9 protein-coding genes are annotated in these 11,831 nt (G+C 62.2%); all 9 read left to right on the forward strand.

Going from position 1 to position 11,831, the window contains the following annotated elements:
• Nucleotides 1-2: 2 nt before the first annotated feature.
• Nucleotides 3-1,337 (forward strand): Xaa-Pro aminopeptidase, encoded by a 1,335-nt coding sequence (gene pepP, locus C6382_RS20520; RefSeq protein WP_107026163.1) that lies wholly within the window; start codon nt 3-5, stop codon nt 1,335-1,337.
• Nucleotides 1,334-2,527: a 2-octaprenyl-6-methoxyphenyl hydroxylase gene (gene ubiH / locus C6382_RS20525; protein ID WP_107026164.1), complete on the forward strand. Its 1,194-nt coding sequence runs from the start codon at nt 1,334-1,336 to the stop codon at nt 2,525-2,527. The genes pepP and ubiH overlap by 4 nt, the downstream gene beginning before the upstream one ends.
• Nucleotides 2,528-2,529: 2 nt before the next feature.
• Nucleotides 2,530-3,012 (forward strand): DUF4442 domain-containing protein, encoded by a 483-nt coding sequence (locus tag C6382_RS20530; protein ID WP_107026165.1) that lies wholly within the window; start codon nt 2,530-2,532, stop codon nt 3,010-3,012.
• Nucleotides 3,013-3,021: 9 nt separating this feature from the next.
• A complete protein-coding gene (locus C6382_RS20535) occupies nt 3,022-4,239 on the forward strand; it encodes a 2-octaprenyl-3-methyl-6-methoxy-1,4-benzoquinol hydroxylase (RefSeq protein WP_178082810.1) in 1,218 nt (405 codons plus the stop codon).
• Nucleotides 4,240-4,354: 115 nt separating this feature from the next.
• On the forward strand, nt 4,355-5,356 hold the full coding sequence (locus C6382_RS20540) for an extracellular solute-binding protein (RefSeq protein WP_107026167.1): 1,002 nt from the start codon (nt 4,355-4,357) through the stop codon (nt 5,354-5,356).
• A gap of 136 nt (nt 5,357-5,492) precedes the next feature.
• On the forward strand, nt 5,493-7,115 hold the full coding sequence (locus C6382_RS20545) for an iron ABC transporter permease (protein ID WP_107026168.1): 1,623 nt from the start codon (nt 5,493-5,495) through the stop codon (nt 7,113-7,115).
• Between the two features lie 121 nt (nt 7,116-7,236).
• The gene (gene gcvT, locus C6382_RS20550; protein WP_107026169.1) at nt 7,237-8,319 is read left to right on the forward strand and encodes a glycine cleavage system aminomethyltransferase GcvT; all 1,083 of its coding nucleotides are present in this window, start codon (nt 7,237-7,239) and stop codon (nt 8,317-8,319) included.
• A 46-nt stretch (nt 8,320-8,365) separates the two neighbouring features.
• The gene (gene gcvH / locus C6382_RS20555; RefSeq protein ID WP_107026170.1) at nt 8,366-8,749 is read left to right on the forward strand and encodes a glycine cleavage system protein GcvH; all 384 of its coding nucleotides are present in this window, start codon (nt 8,366-8,368) and stop codon (nt 8,747-8,749) included.
• Nucleotides 8,750-8,830: 81 nt separating this feature from the next.
• The gene (gcvP, locus tag C6382_RS20560) at nt 8,831-11,707 is read left to right on the forward strand and encodes an aminomethyl-transferring glycine dehydrogenase (protein ID WP_107026171.1); all 2,877 of its coding nucleotides are present in this window, start codon (nt 8,831-8,833) and stop codon (nt 11,705-11,707) included.
• Nucleotides 11,708-11,831: the final 124 nt, after the last annotated feature.

The following is an 11,831-nucleotide window of genomic DNA, read 5'->3' on the forward strand; positions in this document are numbered from 1 at the left end:
CCATGAGCCATATCCCCAAGTCGGAATACGCCCGTCGACGCAAGGCGCTGATGGCGCAGATGGAGCCCAACAGTATTGCCATCCTGCCCGCCGCCGCAGTTGTCATCCGCAACCGCGACGTCGAGCATGTGTACCGCCAGGACAGCGATTTCCAGTACCTGAGCGGCTTCCCCGAGCCTGATGCGGTCATCGCGTTGATACCCGGGCGCGAGCATGGCGAGTACGTGCTGTTTTGTCGTGAGCGCAATCCGGAACGTGAGTTGTGGGACGGCTTGCGCGCCGGTCAGGAAGGCGCGATCCGCGACTTTGGTGCGGATGACGCCTTTCCCATCGCCGATATCGACGACATCCTGCCCGGCCTGATCGAAGGCCGGGACCGGGTCTATTCGGCGATGGGCAGCAATCCGGAATTCGACCGTCACCTGATGGAGTGGATCAACGTCATCCGCTCCAAGGCGCGTCTTGGCGCCCAGCCGCCGAACGAGTTCGTTGCCCTGGATCATCTGCTGCATGACCTGCGCCTGTATAAATCGGCGGCGGAAGTGAAAGTGATGCGCGAGGCTGCGGCGATTTCCGCGCGGGCTCACGTGCGGGCCATGCAGGCCTGTCGTGCGGGCTTGCGCGAATACAGCCTGGAAGCCGAACTGGATTACGAGTTCCGCAAAGGCGGGGCGAAAATGCCGGCTTACGGCTCGATCGTCGCGGCCGGACGCAACAGCTGCATCCTGCACTATCAGGAGAACGACGCGCTGCTCAAGGACGGTGACCTGGTATTGATCGACGCCGGATGCGAGATCGACTGCTACGCCAGTGACATCACTCGCACCTTTCCGGTCAGCGGGCAGTTCTCGCCGGAGCAGAAGGCGATCTATGAGCTGGTGCTCAAGGCTCAGGAGGCGGCGTTTGCCGCCATTGCGCCAGGCAAGCATTGGAACCACGCCCATGAGGCGACGGTCCAGGTGATCACTGAAGGGCTGGTAGCGCTGGGGCTGCTCAAGGGCAAGGTCCAGGAACTGATCGAATGCGAAGCCTACCGGGCCTTCTATATGCACCGCGCCGGACACTGGCTGGGCCTGGATGTACACGATGTCGGCGAGTACAAGGTCGGCGGCCAGTGGCGCGTACTTGAACCCGGCATGGCGCTGACGGTGGAACCTGGCATCTATATCGGTGCCGATAACCAGAGTGTCGCGAAAAAGTGGCGTGGCATTGGTGTACGTATCGAGGATGACGTAGTGGTAACTAAGCAGGGCTGTGAAATCCTGACCTCAGGTGTGCCGAAGACGGTCGCTGAAATCGAAGCCTTGATGGCTGCCGCGCGCAGTGCGGCGGCATGAACCGGGTGAACCTGGCAATCATCGGTGGTGGCCTGGTCGGCGCCAGCCTGGCGCTCGCCTTGCAAGCGGGCGCCAAGGCGCGCGGCTGGAAGATTTTGCTGATCGAGCCCTTCGCACCGGGCGACACCTATCAGCCGAGCTATGACGCACGCTCCTCGGCGTTGTCCTTCGGCACCCGACAGATCTATGAACGCCTGGGCCTGTGGCAACAGATCAGCCGCCGGGCCGAGCCGATTCGCCAGATCCAGGTCTCCGACCGTGGCCGCTTTGGCGCCACGCGCCTGGATGCCCTGGAGGAGGGGGTGCCGGCCCTGGGCTATGTGGTGGAGAATGCCTGGCTCGGGCAGTGCCTGTGGAAAGACCTTGATACCGAGGTGGTGAGCTGGCGCTGCCCGGCTGAAGTGACAGCCATGCAGGCGCTGGAAGACGGTTATCGCCTGTCGCTCAATGACGATACCCAGGTTGAGTGCGACCTGGCGGTGCTCGCCGACGGCGGCCGCTCCGGCTTGCGCGAACAATTGGGCATCCATGTCAGCCAGCGCCCGTACAACCAGAGCGCGTTGATTGCCAACATCACCCCGAGCGAAGCTCACTGTGGTCAGGCGTTCGAGCGTTTCACCGACGAGGGCCCGATGGCCTTGCTGCCCTTGCCGGAAAACCGCTGTGCGCTGGTCTGGACCCGCGCCGGGATGGACGCCAAACGTCTGGCCGAGCTGGACGAGCGCAGCTTCCTGAGCGAGTTGCAGGGGGTGTTCGGCTACCGTTTGGGCCTGTTGCGCCAAGTCGGCGCACGGCACCTGTACCCCTTGTCGCTGATCGAAGCCCAGGAGCAGGTACGTCCGCACCTGGTGGTGTTGGGCAATGCTGCTCACAGCCTGCACCCGATTGCCGGGCAGGGCTTCAACCTGTCGCTGCGCGATGTACAGTCGCTGGCCGAAGGCCTGTTGGCAGGCCCCGCCACTCCGGGGGACTTTGCCACGCTACAGGCTTACCGCGAGCGTCAGCGCCTGGACCAGGACCTGACTGTAGGCTTCTCTGACCGGGTCACTCGCCTGTTTGGCAGCGCCCAACCGCTGGTTGCCACCGGGCGTAACCTGGGACTGCTCGGGCTCGACCTGTTGCCGCCGGCCAAGCGTTGGTTTGCCCGTCAGGCGATGGGCCTGGGAACCCGTCCGGACCCACGGAGCTGAGCATGGGCGATCCGCGCAAACTGGCACGGCGTGCGCGCAAGCTGCGCTGGCGGCTGAACTTTTATCCGCCCTACATCGGTGCTGGCATTCACGTGCAAAGCATCAGTCCGGACTTGCGCCAGATAAAGGTGCGCCTGGGCCTGGGCTGGTTCAATCGCAACTTGGTCGGCACCCAGTTTGGCGGCAGCCTGTATTCGATGGTCGATCCGTTCTACATGCTGATGCTGATGGAGCTGCTCGGCCGCGAGTACATTGTCTGGGACAAGGCCGCCAGCATCGATTTCATCGCCCCGGGCAAAGGCCCGGTGTTCGCCGAGCTGCGCATCGATGACCAGTTGCTGGCTGATATCCGCGAGCACACGGCAGGCGGCAAAAAATATCTGCCACGACTTCAGGTCGATATCCGTGACGCTGCCGGCGAGCTGGTGGCGCAGGTCGACAAAACCCTTTACGTGCGGCTCAAGCCGCAAGCGAGACAGGCTTAAGGCATGGAAATGCGCGCAGATCTGTTGATTGTCGGTGCCGGAATGGTCGGCAGCGCCCTGGCCCTGGCATTGCAGCACAGTGGTCTGGAGATTCTCCTGCTCGACGGCAGTCCGCTGTCGATCAAACCCTTTGATGAGCAGGCCGCCTTTGAGCCACGGGTCAGTGCCCTGTCGATGGCCAGCCAGCGCATCCTCGAACGCCTGGGTGCCTGGCAGGGGATTGAGCAGCGACGTATCAGTCCCTACTCGGACATGCGCGTCTGGGACGGTAGTGGCACCGGTCAGATCCATTTCTCGGCGGCCAGCGTGCATGCCCAGGTGCTGGGGCATATCGTCGAGAACCGGGTGGTGCAGGATGGTCTGCTGGAACGCCTGCATGACAGTGAAGTCGGCCTGCTGGCCAACGCGCGGCTGGAGCAGATGCGTCGCTCCGGTGACGAGTGGCTGCTGACCCTCGCCGATGGCCGCACGTTACGCGCGCCGCTGGTTATCGCGGCCGATGGCGCGAACTCGGCAGTGCGGCGCCTGACCGGCTGCGAGACCCGCGAATGGGACTACCTTCACCACGCCATTGTCACCAGCGTGCGTTGCGCCGAGCCGCATCAGGCTACCGCCTGGCAACGCTTTACTGATGACGGTCCGCTGGCCTTCCTGCCGCTATTGCGCGATGGTCAGCAGGATTGGTGCTCGATTGTCTGGTCGACCACCCCGGAACAGGCTGAGCGCTTGATGAAGCTCGACGATGGTGAATTCTGCACACAGCTCGAACGGGCCTTCGAAGGGCGCCTTGGCGCTGTGTTGCAGGCCGATCCACGGCTTTGTGTACCGCTGCGCCAGCGCCATGCCAAACGCTACGTGGCCGAAGGCCTGGCCTTGATCGGTGACGCTGCGCACACCATTCACCCGCTGGCCGGGCAGGGGGTCAACCTGGGTTTTCTTGATGCTGCGGTATTGGCTGAAGAGCTGCTGCATGCCTATGAGCGCGGTGAACGACTGGCGGATGAACGCGTGTTGAGCCGCTTCGAGCGTCGTCGCATGCCGCACAACCTGGCGCTGATGGCGGCCATGGAAGGCTTTGAGCGCCTGTTCCAGGCCGATCCGTTGCCGTTGCGCTGGTTGCGCAACAGTGGCCTGAAATGGGTCGAGCAACTGCCTGAAGCAAAGGCGCTGTTCGTTCGTCAGGCCTTGGGGCTCAGTGGTGATTTGCCAGAACTGGCGAGAGCCTGAAGCCAGCGCTTCTCCTGCTGAAACATTTGGTAACTCCTCTCCGGTGAGTTCGGTTGAGAAGGTAAATGGGATTAACTACCATTTGCGCCTCTATTTGAACTCCGAGGACTGCACCATGTTGCCACGCAAGCACGTATTGGCCGCCCTGGCTCTGACCCTGTTGGGCGGTACCGCCCAGGCGGCGGACGAGGTGGTGGTGTATTCCTCGCGCATCGATGAGCTGATCAAGCCGGTGTTCGACGCCTATACCGCCAAGACCGGGGTCAAGGTCAAGTTCATCACTGACAAGGAAGCACCGCTGATGCAGCGGATCAAGGCCGAGGGGCAGAACGCCACCGCCGACCTGCTGCTCACCGTTGATGCCGGCAACCTCTGGCAAGCCGAGCAAATGGGCATTTTGCAGCCGATCAAATCGGACGTTATCGATGCCAACATTCCCAAACAGTACCGCGCCTCGTCCAACGACTGGACCGGCCTGAGTCTGCGTGCGCGGACCATTGCCTACTCCACCGAGCGGGTAAAGCCTGAAGAACTGAGCACCTACGAAGCCCTGGCTGACAAGAACTGGGAAGGCCGCCTGTGCCTGCGTACGGCGAAAAAGGTCTACAACCAGTCGCTGACCGCGACCCTGATCGAAACCCACGGCGAGAAGAAAACCGAGGAAATCATCAAGGGCTGGGTCAACAACCTGTCCACTGACGTGTTCTCCGATGACACCGCCTTGTTGCAAGCGATCAACGCCGGCCAGTGCGACGTCGGTATCGTCAACACCTACTACTACGGTCGTCTGCACAAGGAAAACCCGAACCTGGCGGTCAAGCTGTTCTGGCCGAACCAGGCTGACCGTGGCGTCCACGTCAACCTGTCGGGCATTGGCCTGACCAAGTACGCGCCGCATCCTGAAGCGGCCAAGAAGCTGGTCGAGTGGATGACCGGTGAACAAGCGCAGAAGATTTTCGCCGGTGTGAACCAGGAATTCCCGGCCAACCCGAAAGTCGCACCATCTGAAGAAGTAGCGGCCTGGGGTACGTTCAAGGCTGACACCATCCCGGTTGAGATTGCTGGCAAGCGTCAGGCTGAGGCAATTCGCCTGATGGATCGGGCTGGCTGGAACTAAGCACAAGGCTTTATCCTTCCGGGGCCCTATCGCGGGGCAAGTCGAGTCGTCGCACCGCCGCTCCCACCGTGGGAGCGGCGGTGCGACGACTCAACTTGCCCCGCGATGTTATTGAACTACCCAGAGATTTCTCCTTTTGGCTCACCCCGCCCAACGCCGCTGGTATCCCCTGGTTTTCGCCATTGCCGCCCTGGTGCTGCTACCGCTGAGCGTGCTGCTGCTGTCCTGGCAGTCGGTCGACATGCAAATCTGGTCGCACCTGCTCGATACCCAGATGAGCCGCCTGTTGGGCAACACCTTGACCCTGGTTGTCGGTGTCAGTGTCGGCGTCACCTTGCTCGGCGTAAGCCTGGCCTGGCTCACCAGCCTGTGCGAGTTCCCCGGACGGCGCTGGCTGGATTGGGCGCTGATGCTGCCGTTTGCCATTCCAGCCTATGTGCTGGCGTTTGTCTTCGTCGGCTTGCTGGACTTTGCCGGGCCGGTGCAAACCCTGCTGCGTGAGTGGTTCGGTCCGATGCACCTGCCGCGGGTACGCTCCACCGGTGGGGTGATCATCGTCCTGGTGCTGGTGTTCTACCCGTACGTTTACCTGCTTGCGCGCACCGCCTTCCTGGCCCAGGGCAAAGGCCTGATGGAGGCGGCGCGGGTGCTTGGGCATTCGCCGTTGCAAGCGTTCTGGCGGGTGGCGCTACCCATGGCCCGCCCGGCTATCGGCGCCGGTGTCGCCCTGGCCTTGATGGAAACCCTGGCCGATTTTGGCGCGGTGTCGGTGTTTAACTTCGACACCTTCACCACGGCGATCTACAAGACCTGGTATGGCTTCTTCAGCCTGTCGAGTGCCACGCAGCTGGCCAGTTTGTTGCTGCTGGCGGTGATGCTGGTGCTCTACGGTGAACGCCGTGCCCGTGGCGCCGTGCGCGGCAGTAATGAGCGTCCGCGGGGCAAGGCGCTGTATCAGCTGCGCGGGATCAAGGCGCTGGCGGCCAGTGGCTGGTGCCTGTTGGTATTTGCCTGTGCCTTCGTCATCCCGCTGCTGCAATTGCTGGTGTGGTTCTGGCAACGCGGGCGCTTCGATCTGGATGAGCGATACACCAGCCTGATTCTGCACACCCTCTACCTGGGGGCCATGGCGGCGCTGATCACTGTCTGTGTCGCCCTGGTGCTGGCGTTCGCCCGTCGGCAATCGTCCGCGCCGGGCATCCGCGTTGGGGTCGGGCTGGCCAACCTGGGGTATGCCTTGCCAGGCTCGGTACTGGCGGTGTCGATCATGCTGGCGTTCAGTTACCTGGACAACCAGGTGGTGGTGCCATTGTCCAGCTGGCTCGGCGGTGCCGGCAAGCCACTGTTGCTGGGCAGCCTGTATGCCTTGTTGCTGGCCTACCTGGTGCGCTTCATTGCCGTGGCGTACGGGCCGCTGGAGAACAGCCTGGGACGGATTCGCCCGTCGTTGCCAGAAGCCTCGCGCAGCCTTGGGGTCAGTGGTCCAAGATTGTTTTTCAAGGTGTATCTACCGCTGCTGGTGCCGGGTGCCTTGAGTGCTGCCTTGCTGGTGTTCGTCGATGTGCTCAAGGAAATGCCGGCGACCTTGCTGATGCGCCCGTTCGGCTGGGACACCCTGGCCGTACGGGTGTTTGAAATGACCAGCGAAGGCGAGTGGGCACGGGCCTCGCTGCCCGCCTTGACCCTGATCCTGGTCGGCCTGTTGCCGGTCATCGGCCTGATACGACGATCAGCGAGGCACGTCGGTCAAACGCGCTGAGGATGTCAGCCATCGAGCTTGCAGCTACAATGCGCGGCATTCGTTGCGGCCGGTCCTACAGACCGGGTAGCTGAAATGCTGCCAACAGCCGTGGCTTCGCCACGCCCGGAAGGAGAAACCCATGGGACTGCGCACGCCTTTGTATGACCTGCACCTGGCGCTAGGCGCCAAGATGGTCGATTTTGGCGGTTGGGACATGCCCTTGCATTATGGCTCGCAGGTCGAAGAGCACCACCAGGTGCGCCGTGACTGCGGGGTGTTTGATGTTTCCCATATGACCGTGATCGATATCCACGGCGAGCAGGCCACTGTCTGGCTGCAGCGTCTGTTGGCCAATGATGTCGCTCGTCTGACAGATACCGGTAAGGCCCTGTACAGCACCATGCTCGACGAGCAGGGCAAGGTCATCGACGACATGATCGTCTACCGCTACGAAGACGGTTATCGCCTGGTGGCCAATGCCTCGACCCGCGACAAGGACCTGGCCTGGTTGAATGCTTGCAAGGGTGATTTCTACGTCAAAATCCATGAGCGTGCGGAGCTGGCCATACTCGCCATCCAGGGACCAGAAGCCCGCAACAAGGTTACCGAGCTGGTCAGTGCGCCACGGGCGACCCTGATCCGTGAGCTCAAGCCGTTCGAAGGCCGCGCTGATGGCGACTGGTTTATTGCCCGTACAGGCTACACCGGCGAAGACGGCCTGGAGATCATCTTCCCGGCTGTGCAGGCGCCCGCATTTTTCAACGATCTGGTAGGTGCGGGTATTGCGCCGAGCGGTCTCGGTGCGCGTGACACACTACGCCTTGAGGCTGGTATGAACCTGTATGGTCAGGACATTGACGAAGCGCATACGCCGCTGACTTCCAACCTGGGCTGGAGTGTCGCCTGGGAGCCGGCAGAGCGCGATTTCATTGGCCGCAGAGGCTTGCTGGCGGAAATCGAGCACGGTGTCGAGCAGAAACTGATCGGCCTGGTGCTGGAGGAACGTGGTGTTCTGCGCGCCCACCAGGTGGTTCGCGTCGCCGGGATTGGCGAAGGAGAGATCACCAGTGGTAGTTTCTCTCCTACGCTGAGCAAGTCGATTGCGCTGGCGCGGGTGCCAATGGCAACCGCCGAGCGTGCCGAGGTGGAGATCCGCGGCAAGTGGTACCCGGTGCGGGTGGTCAAGCCGACCTTCGTGCGCCATGGCAAGATTCTGATCTGAACCACATTCTGGCGGGCCTACCGCTGACCCTATCGAGGACAACAAGATGAGCAATATCCCCGCCGACCTGCGTTTTGCCGAAAGCCACGAGTGGGCCAAACTGGAAGCTGACGGCACTGTGACCGTCGGCATTAGCGACCACGCCCAGGAAGCCCTGGGTGACGTGGTGTTCGTCGAGCTGGCGGAAGTCGGCAAGGTCTTCGCCGCAGGCGATGCTGCCGGCGTGGTCGAGTCGGTCAAGGCCGCTTCGGACATCTACGCACCGGTCAGCGGCGAAGTGATCGCGGTGAACGAGTCGCTGGCCGACAGCCCGGATTCGCTGAACAGCGATCCGTACGGCAGCTGGATCTTCAAGCTCAAGCCAAGCGACAAGGCCGAGCTGGACAAACTGCTCGACGCCGCCGGTTACCAAGCCGCCATCGGCGAATAGTTTTCACACAAAGCGGCAATCTCTTCCTAGACTCAATATGCCTCGAGTGCTCGAGGCTTGGTCTAGGAAGAGAGAGCCGCTATGTCCCAGTCGCCGTCCCTCAGCCAACTGCACGACCCCAATCCGTTCCTGCGTCGCCACCTGGGGCCTGATGCCTCGGAGCAGCAGGCGATGCTTCAGCGTCTTAGCCTGAGTACTCGCGGTGAGCTGATCGAACAGACCGTGCCGCCAGGCATTCGTCTGAATCGGCCACTGGAGCTGCCCCCCGCCCTGGATGAACAGGCCGCCCTGAACAAACTCAGGGGCTATGCCGAGCAGAATCAGGTGTGGACCAGCCTGATCGGCATGGGCTATCACGGTACCGTCACGCCGAACGTCATCCTGCGCAACGTCCTGGAAAACCCGGGTTGGTATACCGCCTACACGCCTTATCAACCGGAAATCGCCCAGGGCCGCCTGGAAGCCTTGCTGAATTTCCAGCAGATGATCATCGACCTCACCGGTCTGGATCTGGCTAACGCCTCCTTGCTCGATGAAGCCACCGCGGCCGCTGAAGCCATGGCCCTGGCCAAACGCATGGCCAAGGCGAAAAGCAATGTGTTCTTTGCCGACGAGCACTGCCATCCGCAGACCCTGTCGGTGCTGCAGACCCGCGCCGAAGGTTTCGGCTTCGAACTGGTCGTCGATGCTGTGGATAACCTCGGCAATTACCAGGTGTTCGGGGCTTTGTTGCAGTACCCCGACACTCATGGCGAGATCCGCGACCTGCGGCCGTTGATCGAGCAACTGCATAAACAGCAGGCATTGGCCTGTGTTGCCGCGGACTTGCTCAGCCTGCTGATGTTGACCCCACCGGGAGAACAGGGCGCCGACGTGGTATTGGGTTCGTCCCAGCGTTTTGGCGTGCCAATGGGCTATGGCGGCCCGCATGCCGCCTACTTTGCCTGTCGTGACGCGTTCAAGCGGGCCATGCCCGGCCGCATCATCGGTGTGTCCAAGGATGCCCGCGGTAACGTGGCATTGCGCATGGCCCTGCAGACCCGCGAACAGCATATCCGCCGCGAGAAGGCCAACTCCAACATCTGCACGGCGCAGGTGCTGCTGGCCAACATCGCTGCTTTCTACGCGGTGTATCACGGTCCGGAAGGCCTGCAGCGCATCGCCCAGCGCGTGCATGCGCTGACCTTCGTGCTTGCTGCAGGGCTGGAGAGCAAGGGCATCAAGCGCCTTAACGAGCACTTTTTCGACACCCTGACCCTGGAGGTCGGCGGCAGTCAGACGGCGATCATCAAAAGCGCCGAGGCGGCGCAAATCAACCTGCGCATCCTCGGTCGTGGCCAGTTGGGCGTGAGTCTCGACGAGACCTGTGACGAATCCACGGTACTGCGCCTGTTCGATATTTTCCTCGGCGCCGACCACGGCCTGGATATCGCCACCCTCGATGCCCTGGCCTTGCCGGAAGGTATTCCGGCGGCGCTGGCGCGGCATTCGACCTTTCTCACGCATCCGGTGTTCAACCTGCACCACAGCGAAACCGAGATGCTGCGTTATCTCAAACAGCTGGAGAACAAAGATCTGGCGCTTAACCAGTCGATGATCCCGCTGGGCTCCTGCACCATGAAACTCAATGCCAGCAGCGAGATGATTCCGATTACCTGGCCAGGCTTTGCCCTGTTGCATCCGTTTGCCCCGGCGGCGCAGGTGCAGGGTTACAAGGCGATGATCGATGAGCTGGAAGCCTGGCTGTGTGCGATCACCGGCTTTGACGCCATCTGCATGCAGCCCAACTCCGGCGCCCAGGGCGAGTACGCCGGGCTGATGGCCATTGCCAAGTATCACCGCAGTCGCCATCAGCCTCAGCGCGATATCTGCCTGATTCCTTCGTCAGCCCACGGCACCAACCCGGCGTCGGCGCAGATGGCGGGGATGCAGGTGGTGATCGTCGAGTGTGACGAGGCCGGCAACGTCGATCTGGCCGACCTCAAGGCCAAGGCGCAGGCGGCGGGAGCGCGCTTGTCGTGCCTGATGGCGACCTATCCATCGACCCATGGCGTGTATGAAGAGGGCATCAGCGAAATCTGCGAGGTCATCCACAACCAGGGTGGTCAGGTGTACATGGACGGCGCCAACCTCAATGCCCAGGTCGGCCTGACCCGACCGGCCGACATCGGCGCCGATGTCTCGCACATGAACCTGCACAAGACTTTCTGCATTCCCCACGGCGGTGGCGGCCCGGGCATGGGCCCGATTGGCGTGCGTGCCCACCTGGCGCCGTTCGTTGCCAGCCACCCGGTGATACCCGTTCCCGGGCCGGACCCGCAGAATTCTGCGGTGAGTGCTGCGCCTTGGGGCAGCGCGAGCATTCTGCCTATCAGCTGGATGTACATCGCCATGATGGGCCCGCAGCTGGCCGACGCCAGTGAGGTGGCGATCCTCTGCGCCAACTACCTTGCCGAGCAGCTGGATGGCGCATTCCCGGTGCTGTATCGGGGGCGCAATGGGCGGGTGGCGCATGAATGCATTCTCGACCTGCGGCCGTTGAAAGCCTTGACCGGGATTAGTGAGGAGGATGTGGCCAAGCGATTGATGGATTACGGTTTTCATGCCCCGACCATGTCGTTCCCGGTACCGGGTACCCTGATGGTCGAGCCGACCGAGAGTGAGCCGAAGGCCGAACTGGATCGCTTTATCGAGGCGATGCTGAGCATTCGAGCGGAAATCCGGGAGGTGCAGGACGGCAACTGGCCGGCAGAAGACAACCCGCTCAAACATGCACCGCATACCTTGGCGGATGTGCTTGGGGTGTGGGAGCGGCCTTACAGCATTGCCCAGGGCGTTGCACCCAGTGAGCATGCGCGCCTGCACAAGTATTGGCCGGCGGTTAATCGGGTGGACAACGTATTTGGCGACCGGAACCTGTTTTGCGCCTGTGTGCCGGTGGAGGACTACCGCAGTTGATCGCGGGGCAAGCCCGCTTGTGTCTATGGCCGGAAGTAAACTCTAGGGTGAGAGAGGTGGATGGCAAGCTGTGAGTCCGCGGTGCTTAAAGCACGAGTGGGAGCAAAGCTGCCATCCACCTTTC

The organism is Pseudomonas sp. BBP2017 (assembly GCF_003024385.1).
Lineage (GTDB): Bacteria > Pseudomonadota > Gammaproteobacteria > Pseudomonadales > Pseudomonadaceae > Aquipseudomonas.

What these genes read in the sequence shown, in the direction of transcription:
- pepP (WP_107026163.1), top strand. Translation starts at nt 3, where the DNA reads ATGAGCCATATCCCCAAGTCGGAATACGCCCGTCGACGCAAGGCGCTG.
- C6382_RS20540 (WP_107026167.1), top strand. Translation starts at nt 4,355, where the DNA reads ATGTTGCCACGCAAGCACGTATTGGCCGCCCTGGCTCTGACCCTGTTG.
- gcvP (WP_107026171.1), top strand. Translation starts at nt 8,831, where the DNA reads ATGTCCCAGTCGCCGTCCCTCAGCCAACTGCACGACCCCAATCCGTTC.
- gcvH (WP_107026170.1), top strand. Translation starts at nt 8,366, where the DNA reads ATGAGCAATATCCCCGCCGACCTGCGTTTTGCCGAAAGCCACGAGTGG.
- ubiH (WP_107026164.1), top strand. Translation starts at nt 1,334, where the DNA reads ATGAACCGGGTGAACCTGGCAATCATCGGTGGTGGCCTGGTCGGCGCC.
- gcvT (WP_107026169.1), top strand. Translation starts at nt 7,237, where the DNA reads ATGGGACTGCGCACGCCTTTGTATGACCTGCACCTGGCGCTAGGCGCC.
- C6382_RS20530 (WP_107026165.1), top strand. Translation starts at nt 2,530, where the DNA reads ATGGGCGATCCGCGCAAACTGGCACGGCGTGCGCGCAAGCTGCGCTGG.
- C6382_RS20535 (WP_178082810.1), top strand. Translation starts at nt 3,022, where the DNA reads ATGCGCGCAGATCTGTTGATTGTCGGTGCCGGAATGGTCGGCAGCGCC.